20 protein-coding genes are annotated in these 19,689 nt (G+C 67.1%); 7 read left to right on the top strand and 13 right to left on the bottom strand.

Features of this window, described 5'->3' with window-relative positions; all coding sequences use genetic code 11:
- Positions 1 to 243: 243 nt before the first annotated feature.
- The 3 genes from AC1RLU_RS23880 to AC1RLU_RS23870 are packed head-to-tail and all read left to right on the top strand — an operon-like array spanning position 244 to position 1,756.
- Positions 244 to 636 (top strand): ArsR/SmtB family transcription factor, encoded by a 393-nt coding sequence (locus AC1RLU_RS23880; protein WP_492798588.1) that lies wholly within the window; start codon positions 244 to 246, stop codon positions 634 to 636.
- A complete protein-coding gene (locus AC1RLU_RS23875; protein WP_492798587.1) occupies positions 633 to 1,106 on the top strand; it encodes an SRPBCC family protein in 474 nt (157 codons plus the stop codon). The genes AC1RLU_RS23880 and AC1RLU_RS23875 overlap by 4 nt, the downstream gene beginning before the upstream one ends.
- On the top strand, positions 1,103 to 1,756 hold the full coding sequence (locus AC1RLU_RS23870; protein WP_492798586.1) for a glutathione S-transferase family protein: 654 nt from the start codon (positions 1,103 to 1,105) through the stop codon (positions 1,754 to 1,756). The genes AC1RLU_RS23875 and AC1RLU_RS23870 overlap by 4 nt, the downstream gene beginning before the upstream one ends.
- A 122-nt stretch (positions 1,757 to 1,878) precedes the next feature.
- Here the strand turns inward: AC1RLU_RS23870 and AC1RLU_RS23865 are convergent, their stop codons facing one another.
- On the bottom strand, positions 1,879 to 3,351 hold the full coding sequence (locus tag AC1RLU_RS23865) for a protein adenylyltransferase SelO (protein WP_492798585.1): 1,473 nt from the start codon (positions 3,349 to 3,351) through the stop codon (positions 1,879 to 1,881).
- 198 nt (positions 3,352 to 3,549) lie between these two features.
- Between AC1RLU_RS23865 and AC1RLU_RS23860 the strand changes: the two genes are divergently transcribed.
- Entirely contained in the window at positions 3,550 to 4,797 is a 1,248-nt protein-coding gene (locus AC1RLU_RS23860; protein WP_492798584.1) for a flavin-dependent oxidoreductase, read from the top strand.
- Positions 4,798 to 4,912: 115 nt separating this feature from the next.
- Here AC1RLU_RS23860 and AC1RLU_RS23855 read toward each other — a convergent pair whose 3' ends face one another.
- The 6 genes from AC1RLU_RS23855 to AC1RLU_RS23830 form a co-directional block, all read right to left on the bottom strand.
- Positions 4,913 to 5,371: a cupin domain-containing protein gene (locus AC1RLU_RS23855; RefSeq protein WP_061966591.1), complete on the bottom strand. Its 459-nt coding sequence runs from the start codon at positions 5,369 to 5,371 to the stop codon at positions 4,913 to 4,915.
- A gap of 58 nt (positions 5,372 to 5,429) precedes the next feature.
- Entirely contained in the window at positions 5,430 to 6,128 is a 699-nt protein-coding gene (locus AC1RLU_RS23850) for an ABC transporter ATP-binding protein (RefSeq protein ID WP_492798583.1), read from the bottom strand.
- Positions 6,129 to 6,130: 2 nt separating this feature from the next.
- Positions 6,131 to 6,880 carry an ABC transporter ATP-binding protein gene (locus AC1RLU_RS23845; RefSeq protein WP_492798582.1) on the bottom strand — a complete coding sequence of 250 codons (750 nt, stop codon included), beginning with the start codon at positions 6,878 to 6,880 and terminating at the stop codon, positions 6,131 to 6,133.
- Positions 6,873 to 7,868, bottom strand: a complete 996-nt coding sequence (locus tag AC1RLU_RS23840) for a branched-chain amino acid ABC transporter permease (RefSeq protein WP_492798581.1) — start codon at positions 7,866 to 7,868, stop codon at positions 6,873 to 6,875. The genes AC1RLU_RS23845 and AC1RLU_RS23840 overlap by 8 nt, the downstream gene beginning before the upstream one ends.
- Before the next feature lie 2 nt (positions 7,869 to 7,870).
- A complete protein-coding gene (locus AC1RLU_RS23835) occupies positions 7,871 to 8,797 on the bottom strand; it encodes a branched-chain amino acid ABC transporter permease (protein ID WP_492798580.1) in 927 nt (308 codons plus the stop codon).
- 118 nt (positions 8,798 to 8,915) lie between these two features.
- Positions 8,916 to 10,088: an ABC transporter substrate-binding protein gene (locus AC1RLU_RS23830; RefSeq protein WP_492798579.1), complete on the bottom strand. Its 1,173-nt coding sequence runs from the start codon at positions 10,086 to 10,088 to the stop codon at positions 8,916 to 8,918.
- Between the two features lie 243 nt (positions 10,089 to 10,331).
- Between AC1RLU_RS23830 and AC1RLU_RS23825 the strand changes: the two genes are divergently transcribed.
- Positions 10,332 to 11,285: a carbohydrate kinase family protein gene (locus tag AC1RLU_RS23825; protein ID WP_492798578.1), complete on the top strand. Its 954-nt coding sequence runs from the start codon at positions 10,332 to 10,334 to the stop codon at positions 11,283 to 11,285.
- Between the two features lie 49 nt (positions 11,286 to 11,334).
- On the opposite strand, the gene AC1RLU_RS23820 is transcribed toward AC1RLU_RS23825, so the two are convergent.
- Together AC1RLU_RS23820 and AC1RLU_RS23815 are read right to left on the bottom strand one after the other, a co-directional pair.
- Positions 11,335 to 12,243 (bottom strand): DMT family transporter, encoded by a 909-nt coding sequence (locus AC1RLU_RS23820; RefSeq protein ID WP_492798577.1) that lies wholly within the window; start codon positions 12,241 to 12,243, stop codon positions 11,335 to 11,337.
- Between the two features lie 11 nt (positions 12,244 to 12,254).
- Positions 12,255 to 13,412, bottom strand: coding sequence for a trans-sulfuration enzyme family protein (locus tag AC1RLU_RS23815; RefSeq protein WP_492798576.1), 1,158 nt, complete (start codon positions 13,410 to 13,412; stop codon positions 12,255 to 12,257).
- Positions 13,413 to 13,540: 128 nt separating this feature from the next.
- On the opposite strand from AC1RLU_RS23815, the gene AC1RLU_RS23810 reads away from it, so the two are divergent.
- On the top strand, positions 13,541 to 14,002 hold the full coding sequence (locus AC1RLU_RS23810) for an Lrp/AsnC family transcriptional regulator (protein WP_492798575.1): 462 nt from the start codon (positions 13,541 to 13,543) through the stop codon (positions 14,000 to 14,002).
- 118 nt (positions 14,003 to 14,120) lie between these two features.
- Entirely contained in the window at positions 14,121 to 15,284 is a 1,164-nt protein-coding gene (locus AC1RLU_RS23805) for an AGE family epimerase/isomerase (RefSeq protein WP_492798574.1), read from the top strand.
- Here the strand turns inward: AC1RLU_RS23805 and AC1RLU_RS23800 are convergent.
- The 4 genes from AC1RLU_RS23800 to AC1RLU_RS23785 are packed head-to-tail and all read right to left on the bottom strand — an operon-like array spanning position 15,281 to position 19,678.
- Positions 15,281 to 16,264, bottom strand: a complete 984-nt coding sequence (locus AC1RLU_RS23800; RefSeq protein ID WP_492798573.1) for an ABC transporter ATP-binding protein — start codon at positions 16,262 to 16,264, stop codon at positions 15,281 to 15,283. The genes AC1RLU_RS23805 and AC1RLU_RS23800 overlap by 4 nt on opposite strands.
- Entirely contained in the window at positions 16,261 to 17,241 is a 981-nt protein-coding gene (locus AC1RLU_RS23795; protein ID WP_492798572.1) for an ABC transporter ATP-binding protein, read from the bottom strand. Before AC1RLU_RS23795 ends, AC1RLU_RS23800 begins: the two co-directional genes overlap by 4 nt.
- Complete coding sequence (locus AC1RLU_RS23790) at positions 17,238 to 18,782, bottom strand: gamma-glutamyltransferase (RefSeq protein ID WP_492798571.1); 1,545 nt, start codon at positions 18,780 to 18,782, stop codon at positions 17,238 to 17,240. The genes AC1RLU_RS23795 and AC1RLU_RS23790 overlap by 4 nt, the downstream gene beginning before the upstream one ends.
- Positions 18,782 to 19,678 (bottom strand): polysaccharide deacetylase family protein, encoded by an 897-nt coding sequence (locus tag AC1RLU_RS23785; RefSeq protein WP_492798570.1) that lies wholly within the window; start codon positions 19,676 to 19,678, stop codon positions 18,782 to 18,784. The genes AC1RLU_RS23790 and AC1RLU_RS23785 overlap by 1 nt, the downstream gene beginning before the upstream one ends.
- Positions 19,679 to 19,689: the final 11 nt, after the last annotated feature.

Here is a 19,689-nt window from a genome sequence, read left to right as displayed (position 1 = left end):
GCCCCGTCGCAATCGCGGCGGGGCTTTCGTGTTCTCAGAGCAAACAGCGAAATCCGCCCCAGGTCGCCGTGGAACTCGTGGATTTGAAGCGTCACTTCGCTGATTCCGAGCTCGGCCAATCGCGGAAGAGCGGGCCCTTCGTGGTCGATTGCCGAGGAGCGAGAAGGCGATACGCCTTCTCCAGCCACCGACGAGACAGGCTTTGGCCATGTCCTGCGCCCCGGGACGGTGCTAGCCGTTTCAATGTTCCATTTGACTCCTGCTCTGTTTGAATCAACACTTAAGCAGATGCTACAGTATCGACCCGAAGCGTTCGACCTTGCCTTCCAGGCCCTGTCCGATCCGGGACGCCGCGCGATGGTCGAGCGCCTGAGCATTGGCCCTGCCTCGGTGAGCGAGCTGGCCAAGCCGCTTCCAATGACCCTGTCGGCGGTCGTCCAGCACTTGAAGCTGCTGGAAGAGGCCGGGCTGGTGAAGAGCGAGAAGATTGGCCGCGTGCGCATCTGCGCACTGGAGGTCGAAACGATGACGCAGATCGAAGGCTGGATCGCCGAGCGCAAGCGCTTCTGGGAACGGCAATACGATCAACTGGAGGCCTATTTGGCCCGGACCGCCCCCGAGGAGAATGACCAATGACCGTCACCAACGCGACATTCACGATAGAGCGGGTACTGAATGCTGCCCCGGCACGGGTCTTCGCCGCCTATTCCAGCCTTGAGGCCAAGAGCGCCTGGTTCAAGGCGCCGACCGCCATCGAAACCCTGAACCGGGACTTCGACTTCCGCGTCGGCGGCAAGGAACGGTTCCACGCTCGCTGGCCCAGCGGCATGGTCACCGACTTCCAGGCCACCTACCACGATATCGTGGAGAACGAACGGATCATCCTCGTCTACGACATGTTCCACAATGGCGATAAGCTGTCGGTATCGCTTCTGACGCTCGAATTGAGGGGCGAGGGTGACAGGACCCGGCTGATCCACACCGAACAGGGCTCATATCTGACTGGTGGCGAAGAGGCGGTGAAGAGCCGCGAGCATGGCACGGCCTGGCATATCGATAATCTGACCGCGGTCCTCGAGGCCCAGGAAGCCAGGACCTTCGCATGACCGTCGAACTCTTCGCCCATCCGTTCTCGTCGTATTGCCAGAAGGCGCTCATCGCCTTCTACGAGAATGACGTGCCGTTCACCTATCGGATGCTGGAGGACCCTGGCGTTAGCGAGGAGCTCGCCTCGCTGTGGCCAATGAAGCGCTTCCCGATCCTGCGCGAGAACGGGAGCGTTGTGCTGGAGGCCTCCATAGTGATCGAGTACCTCCAGGTCCATCACCCGGGGCCGGTGAAGCTGATCCCCGCGGATTCCGATCTCGCCCTCGAGGCGCGGATGCTCGACCGCTTCTTCGACAACTATGTCATGACACCTCAGGGCAAGTTCGTATTCGACGCCCTGCGCCCGGCCGAAAGCCGCGATCCTTACGGTGTCGAGGACGCACGCAAGATGCTCGACACCAGCTATGCCTGGCTGGACCAGCGCATGCAGGGCCGCACCTGGGCAGTGGGCGAGACCTTCACACTTGCGGACTGCGCTGCTGCGCCCGCACTGTTCTATGCTGACTGGACGCATCGAATTCCCGAGCAATACGGGAACCTGACCGCCTATCGCACGCGTCTGCTGCGACGACCGTCCTTCGCCCGAGCCGTGGATGAGGCGCGGCGCTTCCGCCACTACTTCCCGCTGGGCGCACCTGACCGGGATTAGACTAGCGCAGCTTCATGATCAGAGCTTGCCGCGGCGCGCTACCGCCCGCGTCAAGCTATGACGCCGACCCGCTGCGGCAGGAAATCGCCGCGAAGGGCGCGCTCGCCGAAACAGCTGCGCAGTCAGGTCCCGCAGAACGTCGCCAGCACACGCTCATGGGCGGCGGGCGGCAGCGCGTAGTGCTCGCGGCCGGGCTGCCTGTCATAGGGCCTGGACAGTACGGCATGGAGCTCTTCGAAGGGCGCGAAATCCTGCCGCTCGACAGCGGCCTCGATCACGGCTTCGACCCGATGATTGCGGGGGATGAAGAGCGGATTGACGCGGCGCATCGCATGCTGCCGAACCTCGTCCGGCCTGTCTTCCTTCGACAGGCGCTCGCGCCAGCGGCCTTCCCAACCGTCGAAGGCAGCCGGGTTGCCGAACAGGTCGCGGCAGGCGCGCCCGTCCTCCAGCGGGGAGGCATCCTCGCTCAGCCGGCGAAACACCAGGGTGAAATCCGCCTGCCCAAGCTGCATCGTCTCGAGCAGCGACCGGATGAGCGCGATATCCTCGGGGTCTTCGCTGGCGAGACCGAGCTTTCGGCGGAAGCCGGCGACCATGTCCACTTGAATCTGCCGATCGAAATCGTCGAGCGCATCCTGCGCGAGCGCCACGGCCTTGTCCTGGTCATCGGCGAGGAGCGGAAGCAGCGCCTCGGCGAGACGCGTCAGGTTCCAGCGTGCGATCGGAGGCTGGTTGGCATAGGCATAGCGTCCCTGCTCGTCGATCGAGCTGAAGACGGTCGCCGGATCGTAGGCATCCATGAAGGCGCAGGGGCCGTAATCGATGGTTTCGCCGGCCACCGACATGTTGTCCGTATTCATCACGCCATGGATGAAGCCGATCAGCATCCAGCGGGCGACAAGTCCGGCCTGGGCGGCGATGATGGCCTTCAGCAGCGCGAGATATGGGTCCTCGCGGCCCGACAGATCGGGATAGTGTCGCGCGATGACGTGGTCGGCGAGCAGGCGTAACGCCTCGATATCGCCGCGTGCCGCGAAATATTGAAAGGTGCCGATCCTGATATGGCTGGAGGCGACGCGGGTCAGGATGGCGCCCGGCAGAAGCGTCTCCCGCCGCACGGTTTCGCCGGTCATGACCGCCGCGAGCGCCCGGGTCGTGGGCACGTCCAGGGCGGCCATGGCTTCGCTGAGGATATACTCGCGCAACACCGGCCCCAGCGCGGCGCGGCCGTCTCCCCGGCGCGAGAACGGGGTCTGGCCTGCGCCCTTGAGCTGAATGTCGCGGCGCCGGCCGTGGCGATCCACGATCTCCCCGAGCAGGATGGCGCGCCCGTCGCCGAGTTGGGGGCTGAAACCGCCGAACTGGTGCCCTGCATAGGCTGTCGCGATCGGATGCGCTCCGTCGATCAGGCTGTTGCCGGCCAGCATCGCGAGGCCCGCAGGGCTTTTCAGCCAGTCCGGATCGAGGCCGAGTTCGGACGCCAGCGGCGCGTTCAGGCGAATGAGCCGGGGCTCTGCCACGGCGGTCGGATTCACCGCCGCGTAGAAGCGCTCGGGCAGGCGGGCATAGGAGTTGTCGAACTGAACCGTCATCCATCGTAGATATGGGCGATCGGCCGGCGCGCAACAACACCGCGATTGTTGCGGCGGATGCGGTTTGAATGAGACTCCCGACAAGGTCTGCGCCAGGGCGCCGGCCTGTGTGTCCGTTGCCACCGTGCCATGCGCGATTGACAACGGAAACCAGGATATTTCAAACTTAAAATATCGAGATCGCTGAGGGGCGACGTCATGCGGGTCATCATTGTCGGCGGCGGTATCGGCGGATTGACGCTGGCCTTGATGCTTCATGCCCGCGGCGTTGGCGCGACCGTCTACGAGCAGTCCAGCGAGATCCGCGAGGTCGGCGTCGGGATCAACACCTTGCCGCATGCCATTCGCGAGCTCGCCGATCTCGGCCTGCTGCCCGCGCTCGACGAGGCCGGCATCCGCACGCGTGAACTGCACTACATGAACCGCTTCGGGCAGACGGTCTGGAGCGAGCCGCGCGGCCTGCATGCGGGCGCGCCGGTGCCGCAATTCTCGATCCATCGCGGCCGGCTCCAGTGCGTCATTCGCGATGCGGTGGTCGAGCGGCTGGGCGAGGATGCGATCCGGACCGGCCGCCGGCTGCAAGGCTTCATCCAGGATGAAGGCGGCGTTACCGCGCATTTCAGCGATACGCGCTTCGGCGAGGCCGGCGAGACCGCGCGCGGCGACATCCTGGTCGGGGCCGACGGCATCCATTCCGCCGTTCGCGGGCATTACTTCCCGAACCAGGGGCCGCCGCGCTGGCAGGGCGTACAGATGTGGCGCGGCGCCTGCGACTGGCCCGTCTTCCTCGATGGCGAGAGCATGATCATTGCCGGCGGCATGGCCGGAAAGCTGGTGCTCTATCCGATCGGCAGGGGGCGGACGCCGCAGTCGCGCCTGACCAACTGGGTCGTCAATATCCGCACAGGCGATCCTGAAAAGCCGCCGCCGAAGGAGGCCTGGTCGAAGCCCGGCCGCCTTGAAGACGTGCTGCCCTTCGCGCGGCGTTTCAGCGTGCCCGAGGTCGATATCCTCGCGATGGTCCGGGCGACCTCGACCTTCTGGGAGTACCCGATGTGCGACCGCGACCCGCTGCCGCGCTGGACCCATGGCCGCGTCACGCTGCTCGGCGACGCGGCGCATCCAATGTACCCGGTCGGCTCCAACGGCGCCTCCCAAGCGGTGCTCGACGCGCGCTGCCTCGCCGACTGGCTGGCGAAGGCCGAGCATCCGCGCCAGGCGCTGGCGGCCTATGAAGCCGAGCGCCTGCCGGCGACGGCGGAGGTCGTGGCGATGAACCGGGTCGGCGGGCCGGAGCGGGTTATCGACGCCGTCGAAGCTCTGGCGCCGCAAGGCTTCGACGATATCGAGAGCGTGCTCGACCACGCCGCGCGCGAGCAGATCGTCAAGGGCTATGCCGGCAAGGCGGGGTTTTCGGCGGAGCAATTGGCGCGGAAGAAGGGTTAGGCGTCATGGTCGGGCTTGACCCGACCATCTCTGAAACCAGAGCCCTCTCGTCTTGAGATTCTCGGCTCGTAGCTTTGCTCCGCCCGAGAATGACGCGCGCCGTGTGCGCCCGCCCTCAACCCGCGTCGGGCGGGGGCGGCAGGAAGTCGACCTCGTGCTTGGCCGCGAGCGCGACGACATCGGCCGGCTTCTGCTCGGCCATCGAATGCAGGCCCCAGAACAGATCGTAGAGCCGTGCCGTCGGCGAAACCCAGAACAGGCACTTCACCGTCGCATCGCTCTTGTTGAACAGGCCGTGCGGGATGTTGCGCGGCAGGCGGATCAGGTCGCCGGCGGTGGCGAAGCTCTCCTTGCCGTCGAGCAGGAGGTCGAGCCGGCCCTCCAGCATGTAGATGAATTCCTCCTGCGTCGTGTGGATATGCGGCGGCACGAAGGTTCCGGGCGGCAGGGTCGCGTGCCAGGAGAAGCTCTCCTCGGTCAGCGTCTTCGGCACATAGGTCTGGCCGAGGATGCTCCAGGAGATGCCCTCGAGGCCTTCATTGGCGCGCGTCACGCCGGCTGTCAGCGGGTTCATGGGTCTTGGCTCTCCTCATCTGCCGGCATGCAGGCCGGAGGGTTGTTGGCAGGATCTGCTAGAAGTGCAGGAAGCGGTCCTTCACGGCGCTGTCGCTGCGCAGTTCGGCGCTGGAGCCGCGCCAGACGACGCGGCCCTTCTCCAGCACGATATGGCGATCGGCGATCCGAACGAGAGCATCGACATTCTTGTCGATGACGAGGATCGACTCGCCCTCCGCCTTCAGGGCCGTCAGACAGTTCCAGATTTCCTCGCGGATCAGGGGGGCAAGCCCCTCGGTCGCCTCGTCGAGGATGATCAGCTTCGGATTGGTCATCAGCGCCCGGCCGATCGCCAGCATCTGCTGCTCGCCACCGGAAAGCTGGTTGCCGCGGTTCTCACGCCGCTCCCTGAGACGCGGGAAGAAGGCGTAGATCCGTTCGAGGTCCCAGCGCTTCTTGCCGGAGCGATCGGCCGCGGTCGCGATCAGGTTCTCCTCGACCGAGAGTGTCGGGAAGATCTGGCGGCCTTCCGGTACCAGCCCGATCCCGGCCTGTGCGATGCGGAAGGGCGCGGCGCCGGTCAGGTCGCGACCGCCGAAGGCGATCTTCCCCGCTTTTGCCGGCAGCAGCCCCATGATCGTGCGCACCGTCGTGGTCTTGCCCATGCCGTTGCGGCCGAGCAGGGTCACGACCTCGCCTTCGCCGACGGCAAGATCGACCCCGAACAGGATCTGCGCCTCGCCATAGCCGGCATCGAGCCCTTCGACGCTGAGCATCGCTAGCCCTCCTCGCCGAGATAGGCCTGCCGCACGGCCGGGTCGGCCCGCACAGCCGCCGGCGCGCCCGAGGCGATCACCCCGCCATAGACCAGCACGGTGACGCGGTCGGCCAGCGCGAAGACGGCGCTCATGTCATGCTCGACCAGGAGCATGGAGAAGCGGCCCTTGAGGCTGTTCAGCAGCGCGATCAGGCGCTCGCCCTCTTCATGTCCGACGCCGGCGAGTGGTTCGTCGAGCAGGATGAGCTTGGGCTGCAGGGTCAGCGCCATCGCGATCTCCAGCGCGCGCTTTTCGCCATGCGAGAGGCTCCCGGCCGGGGCATGCGCTCGCTCCGCCAGCCCTACCGCTTCGAGCGCTTCCCAGGCGGGGCCATTGAGCGCCTCGTCGCTGGCCGCGTCGCGGAAGAGCGAGAGCGGATGGGCGCTGTGCGCCTGCACACCGAGGGCGACATTCTCAAGCGCCGAGAGCGAGGGGATGGTCGAGGTGATCTGGAAAGTGCGAGCAAGGCCCGCCCGTGCCCGCGCCTGCGGCGACAGGCGGGTGATGTCCTGCCCGCCGAACAGGATCGCGCCGGCATCCGGCTTCAGCGTCCCGGAGATCTGATGGACCAGCGTGGTCTTGCCGGCGCCGTTGGGGCCGATCAGTGCATGGAGCTCGCCGGGTGCGATGGTGAGGTCGACCCCGTTGGTGACCTTGAGCGCGCCGAACGATTTGGCGAGCCCTTTCAGGGCCAGTGCCGGCTCAGCCATCGCGGCGCCCCCTGAGCTTCGCGACGAGACCGGCGATGCCGCCATGGGTGAACAGCACGAAGATCACGATCAACGGCCCGAAGATGGCCTTCCAGTTATGCGTCAGCGACGAGAGCACGTCCTCGGTGACGAGGAAGGCGAGCGCGCCGAGGATCGCGCCATAGAGCGAGCCGACGCCGCCGAGCACGACCATGAAGATCAACTCGCCCGAGCGCGACCAGGACATATAGGCCGGGCTGACGAAATCGGTCTGGTTGGCGAGCAGGAAGCCGGACAATCCCGCCATCATGCCGCTGATCACATAGGCGCCGAGCCGGACATGGTTGACGTCGTAGCCGGTGACGGTGACGCGCACGCTGTTCTCCCGCGCCGCCCGCAGCACCCGGCCAAAGCGCGAGGCGACGAGCCGCCGCGCCAGTCCGTAGCAGAAGGCCAGCGTGCCGAGCGCGATATAGTAGAAGCCGGTGCGGTTGCCGAAGATCTCGTGCCCGAGCAGCGTGCTCTTCTCGTAGAGGGTCAGGCCGTCATCGCCGCCATAGGCCGAGAGCGCCTGGGCGAAATAGAAGGCCATCTGGCCGAAGGCCAGGGTGATCATGATGAAGGCGACGCCGCGCGTCCGCAGGGAGACATAGCCGGTGACAGTCGCGAAGACGGCGCAGGCGAGCAGGATGACCGGCAACGCGACGAGAAGCTCGGTCTGGCCTTCGGTGATCAGGATGCCCGCGCCATAGGCGCCGATGCCGACGAAGGCGGCGTGGCCGAAGGAGATCAGCCCGCCGATGCCGAGGACGAGGTCGAGCGACAGCGCCGCGATCGCGAAGATCATCGCCCGTGTCACCAGCGTCAGCCAGTGTCCGGGCAGACCGAGGGCCGAGCCGAGCGGCAAGAGGGCGAGCAGGGCGAAGATGACGAGCGGCGCGAGCCGGCGCACCATCGGCGTCGGCGGTCGCGCTGCCGCAACGTCGGAATTCGCGGGTATGCTCGCCATACTCACGAGCGCCCCTTGGCCGGGAGCAGGCCTTCGGGCCGGACGAACAGAACTGCCGCCATGACGAGATAGATCAGCATCGAGGAGAGCGCTGCGCCCGTCGCGCGCGCCGAGGCCGGCGCCATGAACAGCCGGAGCAGGTCGTTCATGGACGAGCGGCCGAGCGTGTCGACGAGGCCGACGATCAGCGCGCCGACGAAGGCGCCGCGGATCGAGCCGATGCCGCCGACGACGATGACGACGAAGGCGAGGATCAGGACGGTATCGCCCATGCCGGGCTCGACCGAGAGGATCGGCGCGGCCATCGCCCCGGCGAAGCCGGCGAGCATGGTGCCGAAGGCGAAGACGATCATGAAGAGCTTGCGGATGTCGATGCCGAGCGCCGAGACCATCGGCGCATTCGAGGCGCCGGCCCTGAGCAGCATGCCGGTGCGGGTCTTCTCGACCACGAACCAGAGCAGCGCGCCGACACCGAGGCCGGCCCCGATCAGCGCGAAGCGGTAGACGGGGTAGAGAATGCCGTCCATCAATCGGACATTGCCGGAGAGGAATTCCGGCACCGGCACGGAGAGCGGTGCGGCGCCCCAGATCATCTTCACCGCCTGGTTGAGCAGCAGGATCAGTCCGAAGGTCGCCAGCACCTGGTCGAGATGGTCGCGTTCGTAGAGATGCCGGAAGACCAGGAATTCGAGGGCGAGCCCCAGCAGCAGCGCGGCCGCAAGCGCGAGTACGAGCCCCAGCAGGAAGGAGCCGGTCAGGCTGACGAAGGTGACGGCGAGATAGGCGCCCAGCATGTACTGGACGCCATGGGCCAGGTTGATGAAGTCCATGACACCGAAGACCAGCGTCAGCCCGGCCGCGACCAGGAACAGCAGGACGCCGAACTGGAGCCCGTTGAGGAGCTGGACGATCAGGAGGCTGAGGGTCATTGCGCGGTCCTAGGTCAGGGCCGGTCACAGGACGTCATGCTCGGGCTTGCCCCGAGCATCTCGTGACGAAGAGATCCCCGGGTCGAAGCTTCGCTTCGCCCGAGGATGACGCTTCGCGTCACTTCAGCGCGCAATCCTTGGCGTGCGGATCGGCGTAGTCCGAAAACACCTTCTGCGCGATCTCGGTCTGGAACTTGCCGTCGGCGCGCTTGGCGACCTTGACGAGGTAGAAGTCCTGGATCGGGTAGCCGTTGGTGTTGAACTTGAACTTGCCGCGCAGCGAGGTGAAGTCGGCCTTCTTGATGGCGTCGCGCAGCTTGTCGGGGTTGCCGGTGCCGCCCGCCGCCTTCACGGCGGAGTCGATCAGCATGGCCGCGTCGTAGGACTGCTGGGCATAGGAGCCGGGCACGATCTTGTAGGCCGCCTCATAGGCTTTGACGAAGTCCTTCGTCTGCGGGTTGTCCATGTTGGGCGCCCAGGTCATGCCGCCATAGAGGCCGACCGCGGCGTCCTGCTGGGCCGGCAGCGTCGATTCATCGACCGTGAAGGCGGAGAGGAACGGGATCTTGCCCTGCAGGCCGGCCTGCGACCACTGCTTGACGAAATTGACGCCGAGCCCGCCGGGCAGGAAGGCGAAGACGACATCCGGCTTGGACGAGGCGATCTTGGCGAGGTCGGCCGAGAAATCCATCGCGTTCAGCGGCGCGTAGACCTCGTCGACGATCTCGCCCTTGAAGTAGCGCTTGAAGCCTGCGAGCGAGTCCTTACCCGCCTGATAGTTCGGCGCGATGATGTAGGCCTTCTTGTAGTTCTGGTCCTGCGCGTATTTGCCGAGAACCTCGTGCACCTGGTCGTTCTGATAGGAGGTGACGAAGAAGTTCTTGTTGCAGGCCTTGCCGGCCATGGTCGAGGGGCCGGCATTCGGGCTGATCAGGAAGGCGCCGGAATCGAGCACCGGCTTGGCGATCGCGCCGAGGATGTTCGAGAAGACCGGGCCGACGACGAAGGCCGGCTTCTCGCTCTCGACGAACGAGCGCACGCGCTCGACCGCGACATCGGGCTTCAGCTCGTCGTCGATCACGGTGATCTTGATCGGCACGCCGCCGAGCTTGCCGCCATTCTTGTCGACAGCGAGCTGGAAGCCGTCGCGGACCTGCTGGCCGAGCGAGGCGGCCGGACCGGTCAGGACGCTGACCACGCCGATCTTGATCGGCTCCTGCGCCTGGGCCGAAGCGATGGATAGCGCCAGCGCGCCGCAACCAAGTGCCAGACCGAACCTGAGTGTCGTCATCGATGTCCTCCCGGACGAAGTTGAAGCGCGGCCCCGTTCCCTTGAGTTTCTTTGGCGCGCGCAGGCCATAATGTTTCAAGCTTAAAATATCTGCAAGTCGCAGTTTACGGAAATTTCGCGAGGTCTCCAAGGCGGATGGTGCGGCTTTGCACGCCAGCCGCCCGCAGCGCCGGCGCGGCTTCCCGGAATTCGCGGTGTGCTGTTCAATGACGGCGCCATGACGGATATCGAAAGTCGGTTGCCATGATCCTGGTCTGTGGGGAAGCGTTGGTCGACCTGTTCGCCGGAGCGGGCGAGGGCAGCGAGATGCCGGCGCGGATCGTGGCCGGCGGCTCGCCCTTCAATGTCGCGATCGGCCTGGCCCGGCTCGGTATCGAGGCTTCCTTTCTCGGCGGCGTCTCGCGCGATGGCTTCGGCACCCTGCTTGCCGATCTTCTCGCGCGGGAAGGCGTCGATAGCCGCCATCTCGTCCGGACGGAGCGGCTCACCACCATTTCGGTCGTGGCGACCGGCAAGGACGGCCATCCCAGCTATTCCTTCCATGGCGAAGGGGCGGCCGACCGCTCGCTCACCCCTGCCGACCTGCCGCAGGCGCTGCCGGACGCGATCCAGGCGCTGACCTTCGGCTCCTACACGATGGCGGTCGAGCCTGTCGGATCGGCCTTCGCGGCGTTGGCCGAGCGGGAATGCGGCCGGCGCGTCATCAGCGTCGACCCCAACCTGCGCCCCACCGTGATCGGCGACATGTCCGGCTGGCACCGGGCGGCAGAGCGCTTCTATCGGACGGCGACGGTGATCAAGGCGAGCGACGAGGATATCCGCATCGCCTGGGACGGGCAGCTCAGCATGGCCGAGGCTGCTGCCTATTGGCTCGGTCTCGGCGCACGGCTCGTTGTCGTCACGCAGGGCGGGCAGGGCGCCACGGCCTACTCCGCGGCCGGGCAGGTTTCCGTGCCGGGCCACGAGGTTGCGGTGCAGGACACCGTCGGTGCGGGCGATACCTTCCACGCCGCGCTGCTCGCGCGGCTTTCGCAGACCGGCCGGCTCAGCCCCGAGGCGATCGCGGTGCTCGACCGCGAGGCCCTGGCCGGTCTCCTCGCCTATGCCGCCGCGGCTGCGGCGATCACGGTCACGCGTCGCGGCGCTGACCTCCCGACTGCCGCGGAAGTCGAGGCCATCGGGATTCGGTCGCGCTAGGAAAGGCCGGCTTCGCCGCGCTCTCAATGACGGCGCAGTTTTATCAGATTCAGGCTTCGCGGCGTGCCGGCTCGCGCCGTAGCGCCAGGGCGACGCCGCCGATGGTCAGCACGATCGCGATCAGTTCCCGCGCGCCGAGCGTTTCGCCGAGCAGGGGGACGGCGGTCAGCGTTCCCACCACCGGCACGATCAGCATGCTGGTCGCGGCGACCGCGGTTGGCAGCCGCTTGAGCGCGCCGAACCAGGTGAGGTAGCAGAGCGCCATCGGGCCGACGGCCATGTAGACCAGGCCCAGTGCTCCCTGCGTGGAAAGCGACGTGATCTGCGGCTGCTCCAGCGCAAGCCCCAGGATCACCATCGGCAGGCAGCCGAGGGCGACCTGCCAGGCGGCGACAGCTGGGCCAGGCATGGCGAGGGGTTTCCGCCCCTTGACCGTGCCGAGTGCGAACAGCACCGCCGCCGCAAAGGCGAACAGCACGCCGGGAAGCTTGGTCGCCGAGAAGTCGGGCCCGCCCATCAGAACGACCATGCCGGTAATGCTCAGGCCCAGCGCCACCAGGCTGCGTCGGGTTGGGCGCGCACCGAGCAGGGGCCAGGCGAGCATCATCGCCCAGATCGGCATCGAATAGGCGATCAATGCGCCTTCCGAGACCTTGAGCCAGTTCAGGGCGAGCGCGGTGAAGCCCATCCAGGCGAAGACGTTGATCGACGCCGCGACCAGGAGAGGCGCACGGGCGCCCTTTGGTACGGCAAGGCTGTCGCCGCGAGCCATTGCCAGCAGCGCGAGGCAGAGCGCCCCCAGCAGGCCGGCTGTGCCTCGCGCGAACAGCGGCGGCCAGTCATGCAGGACGAATTTCAGCACGGTCCAGTTGAGGCCCCAGCCGAAGGCCGTCACGAGCAGCAAGGCCTTGCCGACCGTCTGGCTGGCCGGCACGGAGGCGGAGCCTGTCACGGTCATGGCACGGCGCCTTACGAGCGGTGCCCAGCCTTCAGTGCCTGGTCGAGATCGGCATAGAGGTCATCGACATCCTCGATGCCGGTCGAGAGGCGCAGGAGGTCGGTCGGGCAAGGCGAGCCGGCGCCCTCGATCGAGGCGCGATGCTCGATCAGGCTTTCGACGCCGCCGAGCGAGGTCGCCCGCTTGTACAGTTCGACATGGGCCGCTGTGCCGATCGCCGCCGCCTCGCCGCCGGTGACCTGCACCGAGAGCATGAAGCCGAAGCCGTTCTCCATCTGCCGCGCCGCGATGTCGTGGCCGGGATGCTGTGGCAGGCCGGGATAGAGTACGCGCGCGACTAGCGGATGGGCCGAGAGACGCTGCGCCAGCGCTATCGCGGACGCGGCCTGGCGCTCCTGCCGGACATGGAGCGTGCGCATGCCGCGCATCAGCAGATAGGCCTCGAACGGGCCGAGAATGCCGCCCTGACCTTTGCGGACCGTCTTGACCCGATTCCAGAACTCGTCGTCCTCGCGGGCGCAGAGCGCACCGGCCACGACGTCGGAATGGCCGTTCAGCACCTTGGTCGCCGCATGCATGACGATATCGGCGCCGAGCGTCAGCGGGCGGGTGTGGACCGGCGAGGCGCAGGTCGAGTCGACGGCGAGCTTGGCACCGGCCGCATGGGCGATCTCGGCGGCACCGGCGATGTCCGTGATGGTCCAGAGCGGGTTCGACGGCGTCTCGATCCAGACGAGCTTGGTCGCGCCCGGCTTGACCGCGGCCTTCAGCGCGGCGAGGTCGTCGGTCTCGACGAAATCGACCTTGATGCCCCAGCGCGTCGCCTCGTTGAGCAGCCAGGCGCGCAGCGCCCAGTACATCACCTTGGAGGCGACGACATGGTCGCCGGGCGAGACCGCCTGGAACACGGCGGTGGCCGCCGCCATGCCCGAGCCGAACAGCAGCGCGCCGGCCTTGGCCTCTTCCAGCATGGCGAGCACGGCCTGCGCTTCATGCACCGTCTCGTTATCCGGCCGGCCATAGATGAAGCCGGTCGAATAGCCATTGTCCTCGTCCCGGATATAGGTCGTCGAGACATGGATCGGCGGCACGACGCCCTTGGTGGTCGGGTCGATCTTGCCCATGGCCTGCGCGGCAAGGCTTCTCTTGGTCCACTTCGTCGCAGTCATGATCCGTTTTCCGGTTTCGTCGCCGCCGATAGGGTCGGCATATGGATCAGATCATGCAGTCAGGCGCTTGGCGATAGTCGCCTATTTTTGCTATCCGGTAGCGAATTTCGCCGATCATGAAGGTTTCGATGGCCAAAACAGTCGATCTCGACTCGTTCGATTACGCCCTCCTGAAAGAGATGCAGGCCGATAACCAGACGCCGGCGCGCGTGCTGGCCGAGCGTGTGGGCTTGTCCCAGAGCGCGGTCCTGCGGCGCTTGAGGCGCCTGCGGGCGGAAAAGGTCATCACCGCGGATGTCTCGATCGTCAGCCCGGAGATCATGGGCGTGCCGGTGACGGTGCATGTCACCGTCTCGATCATCCAGGGCTCGCGGACCTATGGCGATTTCGCCCGCAAGCTCCAGGCACGGCCCGAGGTGAAGCACGCCTCCTATGTGACGGGCGATGCCGATTTCGTGCTGCATCTGCAGGTCGAGAGCATGGCCGCCTACGCCGCCTTCACGCGGGAGGTCTTCCATGACGATCCCAATGTCGCGGAATACCACAGCTATATCGCGATGCGCGAAGTCGTCGGGCGGGACGCGCTATAGCGCCCTGCACTGGGCGATGTGGACGCAGCACCCGGCTGTGGCTATCGGCTAGGCCATAGCGCACGGTGAGCGGCAGGAAGAGCTGCTCTCGTCCTTCTCCTCCCGAGGGTATCGTCCGATGAAGCGTGAAGAACCCCTGGAAACCGCCGCCGACTTGCCGTCGAAAGCGTGGCTCAGGGAGACCCTCATCCCGGCCTGGATCGCTCGCGCCGTCCGGCCCGGCCGCGCCGGCTTTGTCGAGATGTTCGATCCGGCCGAACCCGCGCGCGATCCTGGCCCGCTCAGGACGACGCTCGTCACGGCCCGCCTGACCTATGTCTTCAGCCATGCCCATTTGCTCGACCCGCAGAGCGAGGCGCTCGCCGCTGCCCGCCACGGCTTCGCCTTCCTGCGCGATGTCTGTCGGGAGGGTGGGACGGAGCGCTTCCTGCACTCCGTCCGCGAGGACGGCACGCCGGTCGATGCCCGCACCGATCTCTACGACCTCGCCTTCGTCCTGTTCGCCATGGCCTGGTACTACCGCGCGACACACGACGATCAGGCGCTCGCGATCGCCGACGAGGTGATCGGCTTCATCGAAAGCGAGATGGTGCATCCGCAAGGCGGCTTCGCCGAGGATACGGCGGGTACGCTGCCGCGCAGGCAGAACCCGCATATGCATCTGCTCGAGGCCTTCCACGCGCTGACGGAGGCGACCGGCGAACAACGCTGGCTCGACCATGCCAGCGCGATCGTCCGGCTGGCGCGGGAGCATCTGGTCGATACGGAGACCGGCACGCTCGGCGAGTATTTCACCGATGACTGGAAGCCGGCTCCCGGCGCGGCTGGCCTGGTCTGCGAACCCGGCCATCATTTCGAATGGACCTGGCTGCTGCTGCATCACTGGCGTCTGACGGGAGACACGCAGGCTCGGGATCTGGCGGAGAGGCTCTATGGCTTCGCGATCCGGCATGGCCTCGACGATGGTTCGGCAGGTCCGCTCGCCGCTTTCGACGTTTTCGATCGGACCGGCACTGTCACGGCCTCGACCAAGCTGCTCTGGCCGCAGACCGAGGCGATCAAGGCCTTCCTCGCCCGGATCGAATTCCTTGACGATGCCGACGCGGCCCACCGCCTCGACAAGCATCTCGCCAACCTGTTTTGCTGGTTCGTCGCGCCCGAGACCGGCCTCTGGTTCAACCAGTTGGCGAGGGACGGAACACCTGCGCAGACCGTGATCCCGGTGCGGGTGCTCTATCATCTCGTGCTCGCTCTGGCAGAGTGGGAGCGCGTCCGCGGCTAGCCTGCTGCCCGCTCCCCGACATGGACGCAGGCGGCCTCGGTGCCCGCATCTCCCTTGGCGAGCGGAAAACGCTCATCGGCGCAAACCGCGATCCGCTCCGGGCAGCGCGTCACGAAGGGACAGCCGACCGGCGGCGAGAGCGGGCTCGGCAGGTCGCCGCTCAGGATGATCTTTTCGCGATGGCGCTGCGCGCGCGGATCCGGCAGCGGGATCGCCGAGAGCAGCGCCTTCGTATAGGGGTGCTGCGGCTTGTCGAAGATCGCATCGACCGGGCCCTGCTCGGCCACAGTGCCGAGATAGAGCACCATCGCCTCGTCGGCGATGTGTCGGACGACCGAGAGGTCATGCGAGATGAAGAGATAGGACAGGCCGAGATCGCGCTGCAGTTCGAGCAGCAGGTTGAGCACCTGCGAGCGGATCGAGACGTCGAGCGCCGAGACCGGCTCGTCGAGCACGAGCAGGCGCGGTGACAGGGCGAGCGCTCGTGCGATGACGACGCGCTGGCGCTGCCCGCCCGAGAGCGCGCTCGGCAGGCGTTCGGCCAGAGCGGCGGGCAGGCCGACGCGGTCCAGCAATTCGGCGACGCGGGCCTTGCGGTCGGCACGGCTGCGCCCGGCGATGGCGAGCGGCTCGCTGATGCTGTCCGCGATCGTCATCTTGGGGTCGAGCGCCGAGGACGGGTCCTGGAAGACGATCTGGATGTCCTGCGCCAGCGCCGCCCGCTCGCGCCCCTTGAGCGCGGTGATGTCGCGCCCGTCGAAGCGGATCGTGCCCGCCGTCGCGCGCTCCAGCCCGACCACGGCATAGGCCGTCGTCGACTTGCCGCAGCCGGATTCGCCGACCAGCGCCAGCGTCCGACCGGCCTGGAGCTCGAGCGAGATGCCATCGACCGCCTTGACCACGCCGCTGGGCGTGCCGATGCCGCCGCGCAGCGGGAAATGCACCTTGAGGTCGCGTACCTCTAGCAACGGCTCGCTCATGCCATCGCCTCCAGCCGGTCGACATGCCAGCAGGCAGCACGATGGAAGGGCCCGACCGCGACGGCCGGGGGAACCTGCTCGCAGGCCTCGTCGGCGAGCGGGCAGCGCGTCCGGAAGCGGCAGCCTTCGGGCCAGGCGCCGGCCGGTGGCACCATGCCCTCGATCGTGCGCAGCACCGTCTTCCTGATGCCGTCGAGCTTCGGGATCGTGCCCAGCAGCAGGCGAGTATAGGGGTGGCTCGGCGCGGCGAAGATGGCGTCGACCGGGCCGCTCTCGACGATCCGCCCGCCATACATCACGCAGACATCGTCCGCGAGATCGGCGACCACGCCCATGTCATGGGTGATCAACACGACCGCACTGCCGACCTCGTCGCGCAGGCGCCGCATCAGGTCGAGGATCTGTGCTTGGATGGTGACGTCGAGCGCGGTTGTCGGCTCGTCGGCGATCAGCAGCGAGGGCCGGCAGATCAGGGCCGAGGCGATCATGATGCGCTGGCACATGCCGCCGGAAAGCTCGAACGGATATTGCCGGGCGCGCCGCGCCGGATCGGGAATGCCGACGCGCGCCATGATCGCGATGGCTTCCTCCCGCGCAGCGGCGCGCGATAGGCCGCGATGCAGGAGCAATGCTTCCTCGACCTGCTCGCCGACCCGCATCAGCGGATTGAGTGATGCAACCGGCTCCTGGAAGATGATCGCGGCATCGTTGCCGCGCACCTCCGATAGCTCCACTTCGGAAAGCCTCGTCAACTCGCGCCCGCCGAGCCGGATCGAGCCGGCGGATACCCGCGCGGCGTTCGGCAAAAGACCGAGCACGGACAGCGCCGTCAGGCTCTTGCCGCAGCCGGATTCGCCGACGATCGCCAGGATGCGGCCGGTCTCGACGCCGAGCGAGACGCCGTCGACGATGCGGTTGCCATCGATCTCGATCGTGAGGCCCTCGATCGCCAGCATCGGGTTGGCGCGCTCGCTCATGCCGAGGCTGCCGCGACCGCGGCCCAGGGGCTGGTCGGATGGGCCATGCCCAGGAAGCCGCCATCCTCCGCCCGCATCACGGCCGATGGAACGGAGAAATTCACAGGATAGAGCGTGTCCTCGACGATCTCGACCGGGAAGGCCCCGGCGATCCGCGCTGCCACGTCCGGCTCGGCCCGGGCATCGACCTTGATGCGCGGGGTCGAGGCATCGATGCGCGGCCGGTGGAACACGTCCTCCAGAGAGAGGCCGAAATCGGCCATGCCGGAGATCATCTGCAGGAGCGTCGGGAAGATCGTGCGGCCGCCGGCGGCGCCGATCGCTAGCCATGGCCTGCCGTCGCGGCTCAATACCAGCGGGCACATATTCGCCAGCGGCTTGACGCCGGGAGCCATGCTGTTGGGTTGGCCGGGGCGCGGGTCGAACCACATCATGCCGTTATTCATGATGATGCCGGCCCTTGGCAGGGCCACCCGCGCGCCGAAGCGCGAGAGCAGCGTGTTGGTCAGCGAGACCATGTTGCCGTTCCGGTCGACGACGCTGACATGCGATGTGCAGCCCGCCTGCGGCGTCGCGGCATGGCCCATGCTGTTGAGCCTCACCGCATAGGCCTCGCGGATCGCCGTGGCGTAGGCCAGGGCCGCATCGGCCTCGGAGCTGCCTTGCCCAAGGCCGCGTGCCTCCACGCGCCGTGCGGCGTCGAAGAAGGTCGGGCCGCCGCTGAGACCGGGGATGGCGGCGATGTCAAGGTCGCGATAGCGCCCGGTCAGGGCCGGCGACCACATCGCCTGGTAGCTGGCGAGATCGTCAGTGCGGATCGCGGAGCCACCGGCTTCAAGGTCACCAGCGATCAGCTGCGCGGCTTCGCCCTCGTAGAAGTCGCGGGCGCCGGCCTTGGCCAATCGCTTCAACAGCGCTGCCTTCGCCGTCATCGGCTTGAAGCGGCGGGTATCGGCACCGGCCTTCGGCGGCTGGCCATTGTCGAGCAGGAGCGCCGAGATCGCCGGATCGCGCGAGAGCCCAGCGACCTCGACCGCGATGCAGAGCGCCGCATACCAGTCGATCTCCAGCCCGCGCTCGGCATGCTCGATCGCCGGCTGCAACGCCTCGCTCCAGGAAATCGTGCCGTAGCGCTCCAGCGCCGCGGCAAAGCCGGCGATGGCGCCGGGCACGCAGATCGCGCCGTAGCCGGCGACATTGCGCTCGCCGACGACGGCGGGCCAGGCGAACCAGTTGCCCGAGCCCGCATCGGTCAGCGGATAATCGGCTGGATCGAGCCCGCGCGGCGAGCGCACGTTGAAGTCGAGCGTATCGAGCGCGCCCGTCCGGCCATCGGCATGGATCAGGAAGCCGCCGCCGCCCACGCCCGAAAGCCAGGGTTCGACGATACTCAGCACCAGCGCGGTGACGATGGCCGCATCCATCGCATTGCCGCCGCGCGCAAGCACGGCGGCGCCGGCCTCGGCCGCATGGCGGTTCTGCGCGGCGACGAGGCCGTGCCCGGAATGGACGGCGGAGCGGCGGATGCTGAAGGTCTGCATCAGGCTTTGGTCCGGAAGCGCAAGGGCGCGCTCGGCTGCGGTAGGCGCATCGGCACGCTGAAGCGCTGCGCGTTGGCGCTCGCGGCGTGATGCGCGGCAAGCTCGCCGACGGTCGCGATCCAGACGCCGCGCGACGCCGTCACCACGTCGAGCAGCTTCTCCAGCATGCGCACGCGCCCGGCCCGGCCGGAAATCCAGTCATGGACCGTGAGCATCATCATCCGCCCCTCGCGATGCAGCACTTCCCATTCGTCGAGCCAGGCATCGAGGATGCCGTTCTGCGGCGATGGCGGGGCGCGATCCTGCGCGCTGCCGGTGAAGCGGAAATAGATGGCGTCGTCGACGGCCCAGAGCACCGGGACCTGCGTCACGCCGTCGATCGTATAGGGATGGTCGAAGCCCATCAGCGAGGAATCGTAGAGTCCGCGCCGCTTCACCTCCTCCAGCATGAAGGGCGTCATTTCCCAGGCCGGCGAGCGGAAGCCTTTCGGCACGACGCCCGCCTGACTGTTGAAGAGGGCAAGCGACTCGTCCATCGCCCGCGCGAACTCCTCCGGCCCGGCCTCGGTCGCCAACTCGTGGAAATAGCCGTGCAGGCCGATCTCGTGGCCGCGTTCGACGAAGGCCGGCAGCAGGTCCGGATGGTTCTTCGCGATCAGGCCCGGCACGAACAAAGTCGCCTTGATGCCGTAGCGGTCGAGCAGGTCGAGCAGGCGCCAGATGCCGACGCGCGGGCCGAAGAGCCGCTGCTCGATCTGGCCGAGCGCGACCGGAGCGCCTTCCGGCAGGTTCCACTGATAGGGGCTCTCCGCATCGACATCGATGGTGAAGCAGAAGGCGCTCGACTTGCCCTGGGGCCATTCATAGGCGGGGCGGGCGGCGTTCGGGGCGGTCATGTCCTTGCCTC

The organism is Allobosea sp. GW822-FHT05A11 (assembly GCF_058800455.1).
The sequence above is the reverse complement of the archived record's forward strand: the minus strand, read 5'-3'. Positions and strand labels throughout refer to the sequence as shown.